Origin of the sequence: Alicyclobacillus sacchari, from assembly GCF_004366795.1 — a bacterium.
GTDB classification, from domain to species: Bacteria; Bacillota; Bacilli; order Alicyclobacillales; family Alicyclobacillaceae; genus Alicyclobacillus; species Alicyclobacillus sacchari.
This window is the reverse complement of record NZ_SORF01000004.1, coordinates 93,673-111,847: the sequence shown is the minus strand read 5'-3', so window position 1 is coordinate 111,847 and position 18,175 is coordinate 93,673. Positions and strand designations below refer to the sequence as shown.

Annotated in this window: 18 protein-coding genes and 1 pseudogene; 12 read left to right on the top strand and 7 right to left on the bottom strand. The window is 55.4% G+C overall.

Features of this window, described 5'->3' with window-relative positions:
• Positions 1 to 2 precede the first annotated feature (2 nt).
• Positions 3 to 830: a carbohydrate ABC transporter permease gene (locus tag C7445_RS05530; RefSeq protein WP_134159055.1), complete on the top strand. Its 828-nt coding sequence runs from the start codon at positions 3 to 5 to the stop codon at positions 828 to 830.
• A gap of 252 nt (positions 831 to 1,082) precedes the next feature.
• A pseudogene (locus C7445_RS05525) lies at positions 1,083 to 1,470 on the top strand (transposase); the annotation flags it as partial.
• A gap of 239 nt (positions 1,471 to 1,709) precedes the next feature.
• Here C7445_RS05525 and C7445_RS05520 read toward each other — a convergent pair.
• Complete coding sequence (locus C7445_RS05520) at positions 1,710 to 2,975, bottom strand: glycosyltransferase family 39 protein (RefSeq protein WP_243834980.1); 1,266 nt, start codon at positions 2,973 to 2,975, stop codon at positions 1,710 to 1,712.
• A 165-nt stretch (positions 2,976 to 3,140) separates the two neighbouring features.
• Here C7445_RS05520 and tkt point away from each other — a divergent pair, with 165 nt between their 5' ends.
• A complete protein-coding gene (gene tkt, locus C7445_RS05515; RefSeq protein WP_134159053.1) occupies positions 3,141 to 5,135 on the top strand; it encodes a transketolase in 1,995 nt (664 codons plus the stop codon).
• A 95-nt stretch (positions 5,136 to 5,230) separates the two neighbouring features.
• On the opposite strand, the gene C7445_RS05510 is transcribed toward tkt, so the two are convergent.
• Both C7445_RS05510 and mnmA read right to left on the bottom strand, forming a co-directional pair.
• The gene (locus tag C7445_RS05510) at positions 5,231 to 6,145 is read right to left on the bottom strand and encodes a LysR family transcriptional regulator (protein WP_243834979.1); all 915 of its coding nucleotides are present in this window, start codon (positions 6,143 to 6,145) and stop codon (positions 5,231 to 5,233) included.
• Between the two features lie 46 nt (positions 6,146 to 6,191).
• The gene (mnmA, locus tag C7445_RS05505) at positions 6,192 to 7,292 is read right to left on the bottom strand and encodes a tRNA 2-thiouridine(34) synthase MnmA (RefSeq protein WP_243834978.1); all 1,101 of its coding nucleotides are present in this window, start codon (positions 7,290 to 7,292) and stop codon (positions 6,192 to 6,194) included.
• A 94-nt stretch (positions 7,293 to 7,386) separates the two neighbouring features.
• Here mnmA and C7445_RS05500 point away from each other — a divergent pair, with 94 nt between their 5' ends.
• Positions 7,387 to 8,304 carry a hypothetical protein gene (locus tag C7445_RS05500; RefSeq protein WP_134159051.1) on the top strand — a complete coding sequence of 306 codons (918 nt, stop codon included), beginning with the start codon at positions 7,387 to 7,389 and terminating at the stop codon, positions 8,302 to 8,304.
• Between the two features lie 9 nt (positions 8,305 to 8,313).
• Here the strand turns inward: C7445_RS05500 and C7445_RS05495 are convergent, their stop codons facing one another.
• A complete protein-coding gene (locus tag C7445_RS05495; protein WP_134159050.1) occupies positions 8,314 to 8,637 on the bottom strand; it encodes a hypothetical protein in 324 nt (107 codons plus the stop codon).
• A 110-nt stretch (positions 8,638 to 8,747) separates the two neighbouring features.
• On the opposite strand from C7445_RS05495, the gene C7445_RS05490 reads away from it, so the two are divergent.
• The 5 genes from C7445_RS05490 to C7445_RS05470 are packed head-to-tail and all read left to right on the top strand — an operon-like array spanning position 8,748 to position 12,642.
• Positions 8,748 to 9,536: an SDR family NAD(P)-dependent oxidoreductase gene (locus tag C7445_RS05490; RefSeq protein WP_134159049.1), complete on the top strand. Its 789-nt coding sequence runs from the start codon at positions 8,748 to 8,750 to the stop codon at positions 9,534 to 9,536.
• Between the two features lie 13 nt (positions 9,537 to 9,549).
• Positions 9,550 to 10,392, top strand: a complete 843-nt coding sequence (locus tag C7445_RS05485) for a sulfurtransferase (RefSeq protein WP_134159048.1) — start codon at positions 9,550 to 9,552, stop codon at positions 10,390 to 10,392.
• A complete protein-coding gene (locus C7445_RS05480) occupies positions 10,389 to 10,700 on the top strand; it encodes a DUF1806 family protein (RefSeq protein WP_134159047.1) in 312 nt (103 codons plus the stop codon). The genes C7445_RS05485 and C7445_RS05480 overlap by 4 nt, the downstream gene beginning before the upstream one ends.
• A gap of 32 nt (positions 10,701 to 10,732) precedes the next feature.
• A complete protein-coding gene (locus tag C7445_RS05475; RefSeq protein ID WP_134159046.1) occupies positions 10,733 to 11,437 on the top strand; it encodes a PIG-L family deacetylase in 705 nt (234 codons plus the stop codon).
• A gap of 20 nt (positions 11,438 to 11,457) precedes the next feature.
• On the top strand, positions 11,458 to 12,642 hold the full coding sequence (locus tag C7445_RS05470) for an acyl-CoA dehydrogenase family protein (RefSeq protein ID WP_134159045.1): 1,185 nt from the start codon (positions 11,458 to 11,460) through the stop codon (positions 12,640 to 12,642).
• Between the two features lie 75 nt (positions 12,643 to 12,717).
• Here C7445_RS05470 and C7445_RS05465 read toward each other — a convergent pair whose 3' ends face one another.
• The 3 genes from C7445_RS05465 to C7445_RS05455 form a co-directional block, all read right to left on the bottom strand.
• Positions 12,718 to 13,134, bottom strand: coding sequence for a hypothetical protein (locus C7445_RS05465; RefSeq protein WP_134159044.1), 417 nt, complete (start codon positions 13,132 to 13,134; stop codon positions 12,718 to 12,720).
• Positions 13,135 to 13,146: 12 nt separating this feature from the next.
• On the bottom strand, positions 13,147 to 13,896 hold the full coding sequence (locus C7445_RS05460; RefSeq protein WP_134159043.1) for a peptidylprolyl isomerase: 750 nt from the start codon (positions 13,894 to 13,896) through the stop codon (positions 13,147 to 13,149).
• Positions 13,897 to 13,982: 86 nt separating this feature from the next.
• A complete protein-coding gene (locus C7445_RS05455) occupies positions 13,983 to 14,498 on the bottom strand; it encodes a DJ-1/PfpI family protein (protein ID WP_134159042.1) in 516 nt (171 codons plus the stop codon).
• 172 nt (positions 14,499 to 14,670) lie between these two features.
• Here C7445_RS05455 and C7445_RS05450 point away from each other — a divergent pair, with 172 nt between their 5' ends.
• From C7445_RS05450 to C7445_RS05440, 3 genes are all read left to right on the top strand, one after another.
• Entirely contained in the window at positions 14,671 to 16,800 is a 2,130-nt protein-coding gene (locus tag C7445_RS05450) for an ATP-dependent helicase (protein ID WP_134159041.1), read from the top strand.
• Positions 16,801 to 16,856: 56 nt separating this feature from the next.
• The gene (locus C7445_RS05445) at positions 16,857 to 17,333 is read left to right on the top strand and encodes a hypothetical protein (protein WP_243834977.1); all 477 of its coding nucleotides are present in this window, start codon (positions 16,857 to 16,859) and stop codon (positions 17,331 to 17,333) included.
• 95 nt (positions 17,334 to 17,428) lie between these two features.
• Positions 17,429 to 18,058, top strand: a complete 630-nt coding sequence (locus C7445_RS05440) for a GNAT family N-acetyltransferase (RefSeq protein WP_134159039.1) — start codon at positions 17,429 to 17,431, stop codon at positions 18,056 to 18,058.
• Positions 18,059 to 18,175 lie beyond the last annotated feature (117 nt).

The window sequence follows — 18,175 nt, the reverse complement described above, 5'->3', positions numbered from 1 at the left end:
ATATGCTGACAGGTCGGCGTTCTACAAACATGATAAAAATTTTTGTTCTTATTGCTGCGTGTGTAATTACTCTCTTTCCAGTGGCGTGGATGATTTCTACTGCCTTTACTCCAAATGGAGAGGCGTTCAGCAGCATTATTCCAGCGCATGCGACTATAGGCAATTTTATCACACTCTTTGGTCTGCGCGATCAGTTCCCTATAATACGTTGGCTGTGTAATTCACTATTAGTTGCTACATGTACCGCAGTGCTTGTAACACTAATTGACTCGTTAGCCGCATTTGCGTTGGCACGACTGCGATTTTGGGGACGTAAAGTAATCTTTAATATGGTCATCGTTTCTCTCGTAGTTCCGTTTATTGCATTGCTAATCCCGCTTTATGTTGAATTCGCAAAGTACAACTTAATTGACTCCTACTGGGCACTGATCTTACCCTATACATCAAACGCATTCGGGGTATTTTTGCTCTACCAGTTCTTTATTGGAATTCCCAATGAGCTACAAGAGGCAGCGGTGATGGATGGTGCTAATAAACTTATTATATGGAAAAATATATTCCTTCCTTTAAGTACCCCCGCTACTGCTACTCTGGCATTACTAACATTCATGAACGTATACAACGATTTCTTTTGGCCACTAGTTGCCACAACTTCAACACCAATGCGTACCCTGACCGTAGGCGTGCAGGTCGTTTCGGTGAGTCAATACAGTACCAACTACCCCTTACTGATGACAGCTACACTGATTTCAGTTATCCCTATGGTGATCGCATTTCTATTTACCCAGCGTCAACTGATGCAGGGGGTTGTGATGACGGGGATAAAATAACCGTTGTTTGGTGGTTCTATTGGGTATAAATTACACCCGTAGGTATCGCAGCCGGGTAAAGGATTGTGCCTGGCGATAAGAAATGCCCATTCGTCGCGTCTGAGCGAATAAGGTAGTTGAAATAGGACACCCAATGCTCGATCAATGGCGAAATTTAGTTGAGTCCGTATAATTGGTATAAATTCAGTCGGCCGGCTGGGTGACATAATGTAAAAAGTGCCACCCCGTCCCTCTTTGGTAGAGTGAGTTTGCTCAATACTGGATGCACCTGATGTCGAAACCGCAAGGCTGCTGATGAACCAAGTTGTATCGCGAAAAGGTCCCTAAAGCTATCCAGGTGCTTGAAAACGGGTTTGACGACATTACGGCAGTCCTCTCTTTACCAGAGCGCTACAGGAAGCGTCTGCGAACAACCAATGGAATGGAACGTCTTAATGAGGAAATACGCAGGCGAGATCGAGTCATTCGAATCTACCCAAACCGAGATTCCGTCATCCGTCTGGTTGGAGCCTTACTCATGGAGATTGACGAGAAGTGGCAGTCGGGGCACAAATACTTCGACATGCAGGACTACTTCGTGTGGCATGAAGATCAGCAGAAACGGGCAAATCAGGGCTCAGAGATCAGCAAGATAAGTTGACATAACTCCACATCTACCAGGAGGCGAATTTACACCAAATTTAGGATTTGATCCGGAATTTTACACGCAACTGTAAATTTCTTATTGAGTTGATTTGGTCGTGGCCGCTCCCGTATTTAGGTGCCAATGCATGAAAAAACAAATCGCCCATTTGGCGTAGTTGAAATGGTAAGCTAAGCCCAAATGGGTGATTTTTTTCTAATCAAACGAACAAACGGCCCTTATTATATTACAGATTATCACTGTGCCTGTGTAGTCTGCATCTCTTTCCAGATACTGACCAAGCCGACGCCCGCAAAGACCGCAAACAGCGGCATCAGAGGATATCGGAATCGATCCCATGCCGGGAAAAAGAAAAAGAAGCACGTGTTATAAAACAAGAACGCAAACAGCAACCAGGCCTGTCGCCAACCTGTGATACGGCGTGCCCAGAAGTAGATTAGGCCAATACTGGCTGGCACCATGAAGAGAAAATAACCGGTTGTCAGCACAGCATCCATGGGATGCAGCCAGTTTGCGACATGCGGCGAAGCGCGAAACGTGTACCAATTCGCATTGAGATCGTCTTTATATAAATCCCATATTTTGATAAACCCGTTGATGATGGTCCGGCCAAGGTGATGTTCGATGTAATGTATTGCCACATGTTCACCCACGGCGTTCTTGTGCACTTCATTGTGAATGTTGAGCAGCGGGTTGACGTATGGGTTATACGACCACCAATAGCCGCCGTTCGTATGTATCCCCTGAAACAGATTCGTTCCGCCGTTTGTGGAAACCAGTACCCAATGGTGCATGGTTATGCGGTTCCGAATCGTCACAGGCAGCACGCTGATGAGCATACTGACAAACAACGTGACAGCGCGAGAGATTGCCGGCCACAGTCGTTTGGTAAACTTTCCTGACTGACCGCTGACAAGTTCATACAAGAAAACAAACAGCGGAAAGGCGAGCGGGATAGGGCGAACATCGACCGCGAAACCGAGCGCAATTCCCGCTATCGCAACGCCTAGCGACAGTGCCCGCGTACGATCCGCACGAAGATAGAGATAGAGTGAGATGAGCAACAACGTCGTGAATAGTTCTTCCGAGCCAAGAACGCTGTTCCACACCACTTGACTTGGCAACAGCGAGTAGCAGATGGCTGCTGCGAGAGCGTATGCGTGGCTTTGAAACAAGCGGCGAGTCAACAAGTAAATGAGCCAAACGATGAGTGTTGACAAGAGTGCATTCACGATGAGGCCGACCGCCACCGAGGGGCCTGTTGTCCGGAAGATGAGCGATAAAAACAGCGGCCAGCCGATGGGCCAATAGGCGGTGGGTTGACCAAACCAGTTGTAGCCCTGGTTGCTTGCCAGTTCGACGGCGTGATCGTAATACCATTGAAAATCTGCTTCTTGGGCCGGATGCATGAGTGCTATCCAAATGAAGCGCAGCACAATGTTGGCGGCCAGAACGATCAAGACGGCCGTCTTTTCACGGCCTTGCATGGGATATTGCTTCATGAAGTGGACGGCTCCTTTCAAATCAGTAATATGCTACCCTAGTTTTGGCTTCCATGCGAATACAGCACTATGAGCCATATTTCGACATGTGTCGCGCAGGGAATCGCTGCAGATGTGGTATGATAAGTGTGTCGGCCAAAATATTTTTGCACTGGGAGTGGACATATGCCCTACACAGAACAAGATCAATTGGCTGTCAAGACGATTCGGACGCTGTCAATCGACGCCATCGAAAAGGCCAACTCGGGTCACCCTGGTTTGCCGATGGGCGCCGCACCGATGGCGTACGTACTGTGGTCGCGCTTCATGAAATTCAACCCGGACAACCCGAGTTGGATCGATCGCGACCGCTTCGTGTTGTCGGCAGGACATGGTTCGATGCTATTGTACAGCTTGCTCCATCTGACTGGGTATGACGTGACGATCGACGACTTGAAACAGTTCCGTCAATGGGGCTCGAAGACGCCAGGCCATCCGGAATATGGTCATACGCCGGGTGTCGACACGACGACGGGTCCGCTCGGGCAAGGTATTGCCACGGCGGTCGGTTTTGCCATGGCGGAGCGTTTCTTGGCTGCCAAGTTTAATCGCGACGGCCATACCCCGATTGACCACTATACATACGTGATTTGCGGCGACGGGGATTTGATGGAAGGCATCAGCGGCGAAGCGAGTTCGCTGGCGGGTCATTTGAAGCTGAATAAGTTGATTGTGCTGTACGATTCGAACGACATTTCCCTGGATGGACCAACCAATTGGTCGTTCACGGAAGATGTCAAGATGCGTTACCGTTCATACGGCTGGAATGTGCTTCGTGTCGAGGACGGCAACAATCTGGATGAGATCGAGGCAGCCATCGCAAAGGCGAAGTCGTTCACCGACGCTCCAACTTTGATCGAGGTGCGAACCATCATCGGTTATGGTGCGCCAAACAAACAAGGTACGTCGGGAGTTCACGGCAGCCCGCTCGGCAAGGAAGAAACGAAGCTGGCGAAAGAGACGTATGGCTGGAAGTACGAAGAGGACTTCTATGTTCCTGATGAAGTGCGTGCACTGTTCGCTGAAGTGAAAAAACGCGGCGTCGATGCGGAAGCTGCGTGGAAAGAGGCATACGCGGATTACGCCAAGGCGCATCCCGAGGATGCGAAAACGTTTGAAAATGTCCTGGCGGGCAAGGCAAACGTTGACTTTGACGCCGTCTTGCCGGAATTCACGGATGCCATCGCGACGCGCGAAGCGTTCGGCAAGGTGATCAATGCGATTGGCCCGCATATGCCGACGTTGCTTGGCGGATCGGCCGACTTGTCCAAGTCGAACAACACGTTGCTCAAGGATGAAGATCACTTCAAGGCGCCGGATTATGCGGGTAAGAATGTCTTTTATGGCGTGCGCGAGCATGCGATGGGCGCGATGATGAACGGCCTTGCTCTGCATGGCGGAATCTTCCCGTACGCCGGTACGTTCCTCGTCTTTGTCGATTATCTGCGTCCGGCGGTCCGTCTGGCCGCGTTGATGAAGCAACCGTCCCTGTTCGTGCTGACGCACGATTCCATTGCCGTCGGCGAAGATGGTCCAACCCACGAGCCAATCGAACAGTTGGCTTCTTTGCGCGTCATTCCGGGCTTGCGCGTGTTCCGTCCGGCTGACGGCACGGAAACGGGGCTTGCTGTCAAGTACGCCTTGACGCATCGCGACGCGCCGGTGGCGCTTGCCCTGTCTCGCCAAAAGCTCCCGACGTTGGCGGAAATTAAGGAAAACAAGGGTCAGTTCGAAAAGGGCGGCTATGTCATTTACAAGCACGGCGACGGTTCTGACCTGGCCTTGCTCGCGTCCGGCTCCGAGGTTCAGCTTGTGCTCGAAGCAGGCAAGAAGCTGGCCGCTGAAGGCGTTCAGGTACGCGTCATTTCGTTCCCGTCCATCGAAGTGTTCCGCGCACAGGATCAGGCGTATCGGGACGACGTGCTGCCGCCAACGCTGCGCAAGCGCGTTGCGGTGGAGATGGCCCATCCAATGAGCTGGTACGAATTCGTCGGCTTCGACGGTGAAGTGCTCGGCATTGATCGGTTTGGTGCATCCGCCCCTGGCGACATCGTCGTCAAGGAGTATGGCTTTACGGTCGACAACGTGTACGCGGCTGCAAAGCGTGTGCTGTCGCGCTAAGCGTGAATTGGGTCGCCTAACAAGACAAACACCCCTCGCCAGCGTTGGCTGGAACGAGGGGTGTTTTGCTCCATCCACAGTTTTTGCGATCACGCTCAGCTTTTGAAGCGGACCTCTCGCTCATAGTGCTCTGTGACGATCTCGATAAACCGCCTTGTGAGGGGTTCGTGTTCGATAGCGTCCGGGTAGGCCAGAAACGTTGGCCGGCAGAACTGTGGATCTGGCAGTGCGATACCAATGACGCCTTTGGCTGCCGCATCGTGGAGCGTGCGCCGCGGCAGCAGTGAGACGCCCAGTCCTTGTGCGACCATCGCCTTGATGCCGTCAATGCTGTCGAGTTCCATTCGCACATCTGGATACACATCGTATTTCGCGAGCAGCATCGAGATGCGTCGGCGAAATGGGGCTGTCGTGTCGGCGAAGGCGATGAAAGGCTCGTCCGCTAGCGCGCCGATGCTCGGGAGATCGTGGACAAAGCGGTGGCCGACAGGTACGACAAGATCGATCGCGTCGGCTGGATATTCCACCAGGCGGACGCGGGGGTGGTGAATGGGTTCACCGAGAAAACAGAAGTCCACCTGGTTCCCCACGAGTGCTTCTACCATGTCTTCGTACATACCCATGCGCACCTGTAGGCGCACTTCTTCGACTTGCAGCATCTGATGCAGGCACTTGGGCACGTCGGTCGAGACAAACGCTCGTCCGGACATCACGCGCAAAGTGTGAACGGGACGGGCAGACGGCTCGAGCATGCGATGTTCAATTTGCATCATTTGCTCGGCGAGAGGGAATAACCGCATTCCTTCCGCCGTCAGTTGAACCCCGCCAGGTGTTCGCGTGAACAGTTGACACCCGAGATCGCGCTCCAGTCGCTGTAAGCGGTTGGTGACCGTCGATTGCGACATGTAGAGTTGATCGGCGGTTCGCGAGATTGATTTGTTGCGAGCTACAGCCAGAAATAGCTGCAAATCTTTGGTTTCCAGATGGGTCGCCTCCCAAAGGGGTGGCATGTTGTCCCCCGATTGTCCTCATACGCCGCGCGTGCGTGGACTCGGATCAGGTGTCGAGCATGTTGCGTGTTTCGATGACGCCACCGCCAAGGCACACATTGTCATCGTAAAAAACCACCGATTGTCCTGGCGTGATCGCCCGCTGGGGTTCGTCAAAGACGACCTTGCATGCATCTGGGCCGCGCATGTGAACCGTCACGCCTTGATCGGACTGCCGATAGCGGAATTTGGCCGTACACCGGAACGTGTCTGACGCGGGTGGATCACCTGCCACAAATGATAGTCGCGACGCTGTTAAGCTGGTCGAAAACAGCTTTGGGTGATCTTGTCCCTGCGCTACGATCAGCACGTTGCGTTCAAGGTCTTTATCGACGACGTACCAAGCCTCGCCGCTTCCTTCCTGGAGCCCGCCGATGCCAATACCGCGGCGCTGTCCGATGGTGTAGTACATCAGGCCTTCGTGCTCGCCAATCCGCCGTCCTTCCACATCCTCGATGACTCCTGGCTGGGCGGGCAAGTACGTCCGCAGGAACTGCCGGAAGTTGCGCTCGCCGATGAAGCAGATGCCTGTACTGTCCTTTTTCGCGGCGGTTGGCAAATGGTGATCGCGAGCAATCTGCCGCACCTCTGCCTTGTTCAGGTGGCCGATGGGGAACATCGCGCGTTTGAGTGGTTCCTGATCCAATGTATGCAAGAAATACGTCTGATCCTTGTTCGAATCGGCTCCTCGGAGCAATTCCACGGATCCGTCGGCACGCGTGTACAGCTGGGCGTAGTGGCCTGTTGCCAAGTAGTCTGCGCCAAGGTCCAGCGCTCGCTCCAACAGTTCCTTAAACTTGATTTCCTTATTGCAGAGAACGTCCGGATTCGGCGTGCGTCCACGTTCATATTCCTCAAGGAAATATTGAAACACGCGTTGTTCGTATTCGCGTTCGAAGTTAACACCATAATATGGGATGCCGATGTGCTCACAGACGCGGGCGACGTCCTCAAAGTCTTCGGTCGCTGTGCAATGCCCGTTTTCGTCTGTATCGTCCCAGTTTTTCATAAAAACGCCGACGACATCGTAGCCTGCTTGCTTCAACAGAAGCGCGCTGACTGACGAGTCGACGCCGCCAGACATGCCGACAACCACACGGGCCGCCATATCCATTCCCTCCTTTTTTGCCTTTTGGCGGATTTGGTACAATGTAAGCTGGCAACAGATTTTAGAGCCCTATGTGAAAGGCGGGTGTTCACCTGTGTTTACGCTGGATCGATCCGCCATCCTCGAACATCCGCGCTTGCGCTTCCTAACAGATCTCGTCCCGATTCATGAACATCTGGACAACATTGAAAAGTTTATTCGTATCTGCTACGAAGAGCAAGGTTGGCGCGTCGCGCAGTCAGGGCGCATCGTCGCTTTGCGGGCGACAGACGAGGACAGGCTGTCGAGCGCCTTCAAGGCGAGCTTGTACCTGGGTAAGTACAACGATATGGCCAATACGCATCGGTTTTTGCGCAGCATGGTTACGGCAGGACATTCTTATGAGCCGATTCGCGGCGAAACGGTATTGTTCTTGGCCATTGGTGTCGGCAAATCGGTTTACGATCACCTTGTTACATACACAGTCGGCCGCCCAACCCGCATCGCAGGAGGTCAACGCGCCAATGTGCCGTGGGGATTCGAGCTTCCTGTCGAGGCGAAAAACGCGGATGAGTATGAAGAAGAGTTGGAGCGGATTCGCCATGTCATTCGACTGGCGAAGCAAGATCGGGCAGAGCAGATGCAGGCGGCCCGGGCGAAACTGCCGGTTGGATACATCATGCCGCCATTTCTGCTCGAGTTTTCCGAGGAGGCCTTGATCAAAACGGTCTTCCGGCAGCGCCTTTTTGAAAAGGGCGCGCAAGGGGCCACAGTGGATGTCGTTTCCGACATGTTGAATGCGTGCATTGCGATCGACGAAGAAAAATGGACATTTTTAATCGATTACCACGGTCCACATATGCAGCAGTGGGAGAAGGCGATGCGGACGCTGCGTAAGGATAGGTTGACGATCCGCGACATCGCCGAGCGCCTCGGCGTTTCGGTCGACGAGGTGATCGACCGCAATCTCTACGAGATGTTGATGGAGACGGTCGGCAAGCTGCCTCCGTCGATGTGGGAAAGACAGCGCTGATGGGCCGAATTATATTTCGGTGACCGATTCGACAACCCAAATGCCGCTCGGCCCTTGTTTTTCAGGTTGATACAGGTTGACCAGATAGGTGCAATTGCGATGTTTGACGCGCACGACCGCGTGCATGAGCCCACTATCCGCATCGCGGTACTGTTCGACAAAGGTGTAAACGTCGTTCATACGCAGGCCAAGGTGGACGATGCCGACTTCTTGGGCTGTGCGGACCGGGCTCAAGCGCCACATATTCTGGCCGCGGTCGACGCTGCGTTGAATGCGTTCAAAGTCCTCGCCGGGAATGGCGACGTGGCCGGTGACCACTTCCGGGCATGGCATGGTGGCGATTCCTCCTTTGCGGGCAAACGATATGCCACACTGTATGGAAACCGGGCGGTTTCGGATACGACATCCGCCCACATCGAAGATTTTTGCGGGAGGCGATTACAATGGCGATTTCTGGACGCGGGAAAGTTGCCATCGTCACAGGTGCAAGTTCAGGCATTGGCGAGGCGACTGCGATCGCGCTGGCCGAGGCAGGATTCCGGCTCGCTCTTGGGGCGCGCCGAGTGGAGAAATTGAGCCAAGTGGCCGCTCGTATTGAGCGCATATCCGGTGAGAAGCCACTCGCTTTAGCTCTTGACGTCACGTGCACCGAGAACGTGGAGACATATGTTCAAAACGTGCTGCAGCGTTTTGGGAAGGTACACGTGCTGGTGAACAATGCAGGCAAGGCCTTAGGCCGCGATCCGATTGACGAAGTGGCAAACGAGGCCGACTGGCAAGAAATGATCGACACGAATGTCATGGGGCTGTTGCGCATGACGCGGCGCTTGGTGCCGCATCTGATTGCGAGCGGTGAAGGGCATATTGTCAACATCGGATCGACCGCCGGACACGAAGCTTATGCCGGCGGTGGTGTCTATTGCGGTACGAAATTTGCGGTGCGCGCCATTACGGGAGCCTTGCGGCAGGAATTGCTTGGCAAGCCGGTGCGCGTGACCTCCATTGATCCCGGCATGGTGGAGACCGAGTTCAGCATCGTCCGCTTTCATGGCGACAAGTCGCGTGCCGATGCCGTTTACGCAGGCATGCGGCCGCTCACCGCAACGGACATTGCCGACTGCATCGCCTTTGCCGTCACGAGGCCCGTTCACGTCAACATCGACGACATGATCGTCACCTCCATCGACCAGGCCGGTGCCACGCGCGTCGTACGCCGGGACGGCGGGCAATAAGGAGGCGTTCCCGATGCTCGTTTCCGTGGCCGAATTGGCCGCCCACGCAGCAGATCCAAATTGGACGGTGTTCGACTGTCGGTTTCGCCTGACCGATCCCAACTGGGGCAAAGCGGCTTACGACGAAGGGCACATTCCCCATGCGCACCATCTGGATTTAGAGCGCGATCTGTCCGATCCGCCTCAAGCTCACGGCGGCCGCCATCCGCTTCCCGACACGAACCGCCTAGCGAAGCGGGTTGGCGAGTGTGGAGCACGGCCGGACTCCGTCATCGTCGTCTACGATGGCGGCGAAGGCATGGCGGCGCGCGCTTGGTGGCTGCTTCGCCACATCGGTGCGCGCGATGTGCGCATGCTCGACGGAGGGCTTGCCGCTTGGACGAAAGCAGGGTTGGCTCTTTCCACCGATCCACCAGCGGCGGTGCCGGCTGTCTTTGAGCCGCGCGTCGCGATGGATGACATGGTCAATGTGAATGACGTCCGAGAAATCGTGCAATCCGGATCTGCGCTTCTCGTCGATGCCCGTCAGCCCGCACGTTATCGCGGAGAGATTGAGCCCATGGACAAGGTGGCAGGGCATATCCCAGGAGCGGTGAACCACCCCTGGGAAGAGGGAATACATCCCGATGGCACATGGCTGTCTCCGAGCGAGCAGCGCACTCGCTTTCGTGATCTAGCAGATGTTGGGGATCCGATCGTCGTCTACTGCGGATCGGGTGTGACTGCCTGCTCGACGCTATTTGCCTTGGAACTTGCGGGCATACGTGGCGTTCGGCTGTATCCGGGCAGTTGGAGCGACTGGATCTCGTATGCCGAGAATCCCATTGCAGTGGGCGATGGGGAGGTGAAGAGATGACGCCGCTTGGCATCGACGAGGCAAAGGAGCGGCTTTTATCCATGATCGGTGAAACGGTGTATGTGCATCTGGAAGTTAATCCAGAGGCATACATCCGCAACGTCGCTTGCAGGCTAAAGGATGTTGCAATCATGGGCGATCACGCATACCGAGTGCACCTTGTATTCACAGAGCCAGCCGGTCTGCTGTCGATCTCGGGCGTGACAGATTTCGTAGATGACGGCGGTGCCATCGTGATTACTGGATTTGACGATCAATCGAGAATACGACAGACGTTGACGGTGAGCCGCGGCTGCCTCGCTGTTTGAGAGGCTTTGACCATGGGGAAGGAGAATCAGCGATGGCGACGGTTATAGCTGTCTTTGCGCACCCGGATGACGAGACTTTCATCTGCGGGGGAACTCTTGCCAAACTTGCCGGCACGGGGCATCGCGTCGTCCTCGTTTGTGCCACGCTTGGTGAAATGGGGCGCAGACTTGGCATACCGCCGATCGCCACGCGCGAGTCGATTGGCCAGATTCGCGAGCGAGAACTGCGTGCGGCGTGCGAAGCGCTTGGCGTGCAGCGGCTCGAACTGCTTGGATTGCGCGATAAGACGCTCGAGATACAGCCGCAGGGCGAAGTGGCGGATCGCGTGCTGCGGATTTTGCAAGGCGAAGCTCCGAGTGCAGTGATCACCTTTCACGATCCCTTGGGCGGGCATCCTGACCACTGTGCCATTGGCCGCATCGCGACAGAGGCGTTCAGCCGCTACCAAGCTACGCCTGCCGGAGGCGGTGCGCGATTGTTTTACGTGTCGTTTGGTGAGGGAGCAGAAGCGTTTCGCCGCTTTGCGCAACCGGTGCTGGCGGCAGTACAGGTGGATGTGAGCGGTTACAAAAGCGAAAAGCTGCGTGCGTTTCGGGCTCATCGTACACAGTCGCAGCTCGATCGCTCGCTTTGGGGGAGCGATCGCCGAGGCACGGAGCGCATGGGGAATCGCGAGTACTTTATACAAACGATGGGGCCTCGTTTGAAACAGGCGACTTCGCTGTTGGACGAATGAGAAACGACGGAGGTGGTTCCATGTACGATGAGCGGGAATTGTCCGCAGACGTGAGAGAACGGCTTGCCATCACGCGTGAATTGGCAACGAAATTCAGCGAACGCGCTGCCGGGTATGACGAGACAGGCGCGTTTCCTCACGAGAACATACGCGATCTTCAGGCCGTAGGTTACGTGGCCTGGACGGTGCCACGTGAATATGGGGGACTGGAAATCAGCCTGTCGGAAATGTTGATGCACCAAGAGCAACTGGCACGCGGCGACGGATCGACCGCGCTTGCCATAGGTTGGCACGTCGGCATGATCCTCAATCTACGGTCCACCGGAGCGTTTCCGGACGAACTGTTTGCAGCCGTTTGTGAGACGGTCGTGCAGGATGGCGCCTTGATCAACAGTTGCGCAAGCGAACCAGCAACCGGCAGTCCGAGCCGCGGGGGTAAGCCGGAGACGACCGCGGTGCCAGTCGATGGAGGATATCGTATCCGCGGGCGCAAGACGTTTAGCACGCTGTCGCCTGCTTTGACCTGGATTGTGGTGACCGCCACCGTCGCGGGGGAAGATGTGGTCGGACAATTTCTTGTGCGCGGAGAGGATGTCGAAATCGTCGAAACGTGGAACGTCCTTGGCATGCGAGCAACGGGCAGCCATGATATCGTGCTCCACGATGTGTTCGTACCGTCGAACCATGTGGTATCCATCGCCCGCCCCGGTGCCAAGACCGAGCGGAATCAGGACGGCGGGGGCTGGCTCCTGCACATACCGGCATGTTATTTGGGGGTCGGTCTTGCTGCACGCGACTTTGCCATGCGCTATGCGGCAACCTATCAACCCAACTCGTTGCCGCATCCGATTGCGGACGTTGCGCACGTCGAACAGAAGCTCGGCGAAATGGAATTGAAGCTCCTGGCCGCGCGCACGTTGTTGTACGATCTCGCTGCGCGTTGGGATCGGTCAGATCCTGTGGATCGGCCGCGGCTGCGGGCCCAATTTGGCGCGGCAAAGACGCTCGCTACCAATGCCGCAAACGAGGTCGTCGATCTCGCCATGCGCGTCGTTGGTGGGCGCAGCCTGTCAAAGTCGCTCCCGCTCGAGCGTTATTATCGCGATGTACGCGCGGGATTGCACAATCCCCCCATGGATGATGCGGTATATCGGATGCTCGCCAAAGAAGGGACGGCGCCATATCGGCAGCCGAATCGATCGTGATTGGGGGCAGTGGTCGGGGCTCGTTCGAGATCCACGGTTTGATGGCAGCCCCGGCCGTGTAGCTTCATATCGAATTCAAGATTTGGCGAAATCGATGTAACCGCTTTTTCCATCAGCTGCAACAAACAGATCGATCGCATGATAATCCTGGCTGCCAAATCGAATTTTCCCGTTGCTTTCATACAGCGTACCTGCTGCAGTCTTCGATTGGGTTTTGAGGCTTGGGAACAAAAGTTGTTCGTGCCCGTTCATATACAGGTTCGCGGTGTAAATGGTCTGCCCGTTTTGCACGTGTTTTTCCAAGTTCCACTGCTCTCCGGTGGCCGTCGAAGGCACGGGCTTGGCCTGAACTTGAATGCGAATTTGTCCACCAGCCAGCTTTTCGTAGCTGGCTGGCAGAGGCACGCTGCCGCCGATGCGGATGCGCGCGAGTGCGACCACGACGACGAGAATGATCAACCAAATGTATTGGCGTCCACGGTTATAGCGCATCGGGTTCGCTCCCTATTTGACCTCGATGTCAATCGATTCGATGTATGCCGTTGCCAGTGGATAACTCAATTCGCCCGTCTGCGGGTTGTTGGTGACCGGAATGGATGCAATCTTCTCGACAACGTTCATACCTGAGACAACGCGTCCAAATTCGGTGTACTTGTTGTTTGGTGGCTGGAATACTTTGGTGTCATTCACGGTGCAGATGAAGAACTGACTGCCGCCCGTATGCGGTTGTCCCGTGTTCGCCATCGCGACGACGCCTTGCGTAAACGGATACTGATGGGTCAATTCGTCCGGAATGGTGTACCCAGGACCGCCCGTTCCATTGTTGTTCGGGTCGCCGGTCTGGACCATGAAGTTTTTGATAATCCGGAAGAACGAGCAGTCGTGATAAAAGTTGTGTTTCGCCAAAAACACAAAGTTGTTAACCGTAATTGGGCTGTCTTTGGCGTCGAGCTGAATCGTGAAGTCACCATAATTCGTGTGCACAATCGCGTCATACGTCTTTGACGGGTCGATGGTCATTTTCGGTGCGCTTGACCATTGTTGCGTCGTCGTATGCAGGCTTGGCGGGTTGGCCGCATCGTTCGTCGCATTGGCCGAATCATTCGCTGTTTGATTCACTGCGCCAGCGGACGAGTTGACGCCATCGGTCAGGTTTGTTGCGTTGGCCGTGTTGTTGGTGGGCGTGCCGCATCCTGCTGCAAATGCGCACGCGGCTGCAACGGCGAAAAACGTATGTAACATTCGTGCTTTCATGCCATGCCTCCTTGCTTTTCTCTGCTTGTCCCATCATAGCACACGCCAAGCACTGGTCGTTTCACATGCTGTTCGTATACACGCCATCACACGCCTATGTTTAGTCTGCCAAAAACAGCCTGACAGAATCCAGCGGGATCGCTTCCATCAGAGGAGACAATCCCCCCATCCGTCGATACGGGGTGTGTGGTGTGGATGCTGTAGCGAAATAGCGCCGCCTGGCCCACGACGAACGACAGCGGGGCACTAAAGCGAAGTCCGCCGAGAAGGCCCGCTGCAGCGAGACAAGCGGCACCTTCGCCCGAGACGGCAAACCAGCCCTTGCGCCCTGCGAACTGACGCACGTACCGATGCAGCCGAATGTCGTTCCACACCTGGGCATTGTACAAGCCGCCTGGCAGCACGCAAAGGGAGAGATCGAGTGGAACCGCCTCTTCCACCGAGCCATCCGTACAAATGGCGAGCCCTTCTGCAGTCGTGCACGGCGTGCCGTCGAGGGTGAGCGTTCGTAAGCGCCAATCTTGTCGGGCGAGTGTTTCAAGGAGCGGTGAGACGTCGTGCAGGCGACACTTCGGGAGTGCGATGAATGCAGCTTTGGGCATGCCGTGAGGCTCCTTTGCGAAATCGGGATCGACAGTAATCGTAGCAAAAGTTGAAAGCGTACGAAATCGGTTAACGAAGTTTCTTTCCTGTGCGCAGGCCTTTTTTCCGAACAAGTTCCGTGGTAGCCTGTGATCTTGCAGAACTGCGTACGGGCCAGTGAGGAGGAACACCATGGCAAAACCCCAAGAAGACTTCCTGGCCGGGCTCAATCCAGAACAGCGCGAGGCGGTTCTCACGACGTCAGGACCGTTGCTCGTCGTCGCCGGCGCGGGTAGCGGCAAGACGAGTGTGCTTACGCGGCGGATCGCGTATTTGATTGCCGAACACGGCGTGCCGGTGCCGGAAATTCTCGCGATCACGTTCACCAACAAGGCGGCGCGCGAAATGAAAGAGCGCGTTCGCACGCTCATCGGCCAGCGTGCGGACGATTTGTGGATGGGTACGTTCCATAGCATTTGTGTGCGCATCCTCCGCCGCGAAGCGGAAGCCCTCGGCTATACGTCTAGCTTCAGCATCCTTGACAGCGACGATCAAGAGGCGCTCATCGCGCAATGTCTGCTTGACCTAAATTGCGATCTCAAGACGTACGATCCACGGGCGATTGGCAGCCGCATTTCCTTTTGGAAGAACCAGCTGCGCGACAAGGGACCCGTCATCGACGAGTCGCTTATCAACGACCTGGTGGCGGCGGACGTGTATGAGTTGTATCAGCAGCGCTTGTTTGCCGCAAACGCGATGGATTTCGACGATTTAATTGGCAATGCGGTGAAGCTGTTCGAGCGCGATCCGGTCATTCGCGAGCGATATCAGACGAAGTTTCGGCATATCTTAGTGGACGAGTACCAGGATACCAACCACGCCCAATATCGTCTTTTGCAGTTATTGGCGGACGGGCACCGCAATCTCTGTGCGGTCGGCGACTCGGATCAGGCGATCTACGCGTGGCGGGGGGCCGACAGCGAAAACATGATGCGGTTTGAGCGCGATTACCCGGAAGCGAAAGTCGTCATGCTGGTGCGCAACTACCGATCGACCGAAGCCATCTTGAAAGCCTCGAACGCCCTCATCGCGAACAATACGCGCCGGCGTGAGAAGGCGCTGAGGTCGACGCGTGGCGCGGGAGACAAGCCGTTGGTGTGCTGTTTGACCGACAGCGAGGCGGAGGCGGCGTTTGTCGCCGAAAAGATTGCCGAGCATGTGGCAAACGGCGGATCGTATGGCGATTGTGCCGTGCTCTATCGGGCCAATGCACAATCGCGAGCAGTCGAAGAAGCTTTGCTGGGCCGCGCGATTCCGTATACCATCGTCGGGGGCCTGACGTTCTACGATCGGCGCGAGATCAAAGACGTGTTTGCCTACTTGCGCGTGTTGGTCAATCCGCGCGATGAGATTTCGCTGTTGCGTATCATCAACACGCCGCGGCGGGGGCTCGGCGACTCGGCAGTCGGGCGGCTGTTTGACTACGCGCACAGCGAGGGCATGACGCTGTTTGAAGCTCTGGTCTGCGGTGAGAGTGCTGGCTTGTCAGCAAAGGCAAGCGCAGCTGCGCACTCATTTCACGATCAGCTGGAAGAACTCATGCTATGGATGGAAGGCATGTCGGTGAGTGAATATCTTGCCGAGGTGCTGCATGCGACGAAGTATCGTGACATGTACCTGGAAAGCGGCAAGAAAGAAGATCGGGCGCGTGCGGAGAACATCGACGAACTGTTCAGTGTGACGAAATCGTTCGACAGGCGTCGAGGTGGTTCTGTCGCCGAATTTCTGGCTGAAGTGAGCCTGCTGAGCGACGTCGATAAAGAGCGAGATAAGGGGCAGGGCACTGTGCGCTTGATGACGATGCATGCGAGCAAAGGGCTGGAGTTTCCCGTGGTCTTTCTAATTGGCATGGAGGAAGGCCTGTTCCCGCACCCACGTTCGATGGATGACGATCGCGCCGTCGAAGAGGAGCGCAATCTGTGCTATGTCGGCATGACACGCGCGATGAATCAGCTGTACATGACGTATGCGGTGGAACGGACCATCTATGGACAAACCGTCCAGCGCGATCCGTCGCGGTTTCTCACGGAAGTGCCGGAGGAACTCATAGCTAGGCTCGACCTTTCCATCCAAAACACGTTTTCGCCTGTCCCTGGTCAGCACGTGCGCCATGCGCAATACGGCGAAGGTATTGTCCTGCATATCGCGGCAGCAAAGGATGGCGGGGATGAACAGGTCCAAATCATGTTTCATCCATCGGTTGGCATGAAGTGGGTCGCGAAGAAAGGATTGCGGCCTGTCCAAGATTCCGTGGTACAATAGACCAGTCAACAACATGTTGGAACATAATCGCATAGATGATGCAGGGGGATCCGTCGTTGAGATATTGGCTGATCTTATTGAGCGTTTTGGTATTTCTCATCATTGTCTATACGCTCTTCTACTTATGGGCGCGCCGACGGCAGCGCAAGTTTGACGAGCAGTACCTTGCGAACAAAGAGCGCCATGAGGTATTTGTGTTGGCGAAAAAACGGGTGCGCGAACGCGGTCCGTCTGGAGTCAGCAAATATCTGCCACTACCGACTTATCAAGTGACCGGGCGAGTCAGTGTCGGACAGACCATGCGCGGGGTGAACGTCAATCGCGTCACGACCGTCACGTTTCGGACGACGAAAGAGGAGTATGACAAGATTGAAGTCAACCGCAAGTACAAGATGGATATCATGGGTAACTACATTGGCAGCGTTGTCACGGAAGTGAGCAGCAAGCGTTTGAAAAACGCACAACAGCGACGCCAAAGAGAAGAGACGAGCACGCCGAAAACAGCGCGGCGCTGGTTTGGCCGCAAGCGCTAGGCTTGTCACGTCGCGCAAGCAATCGCAAATAGATAGGCGTGTGCATAGTGTGTGATGTCGACGGTGGGCAATCGTTTAGGGAGGTCGGACATCATATGCAGACGCATGCGCTTCATTTGATGGTACCTGGGTCAACGCACCGGGCAAGGCCGGCTGCGGTTCGCAAGCCAACATTGAAGGCGAAGCGAACGGCAAAAAGGCAGGCAGTTGCGAAGGAACCCGTCACCATCACGTATCGGCCGCGCACTGCGGCAGACGATGATTTTATCGTCTCGTTGACGAAATCGGAACTCGGCGATGTGCATCAAAAGGCGTTTGGACAGCCGTTTCCAGAGGAACAGTTCCGTACGTATATTCAGTCAGGGGCGCCGACGTTCGTGATCGAACGCAATGGCAAACCGATTGGATATTACTCGTACCTGACGAGTTACGATGGGAAAATGCATATCAGCGCGATGGTGATTCAGCCAAGATATCAGCGTGCCGGTGTCGGCAAGGCGGCCATCGCCAAAATTGAAGAAGACGCACGCCGGATGGGCATGCATACGCTCGAAGTGTTTGTACAGGACAACAACGAACAGAGCTTGGCTTTCACGCGCAGCTTGGGTTTCCAGGAGGTTTTCCGCTTCGAGCCTCATACCATCGCGTTTCACAAGGTGATTGCTCAGCCAGTGGCTCCAGGCTTTGGCGTGGGAATGCCGCCCATGGGTATGCCACAGTTTTGAAGTCCATCGTCGAGTCGCGCGACACCAGGTAAAACGGGTGTCGCGCGTATGTTGTGCACGAGGGCTGGATGCGTGCAGGGATTCGTGCACGTTCGCCACTTGCATGCGGATTCCCGC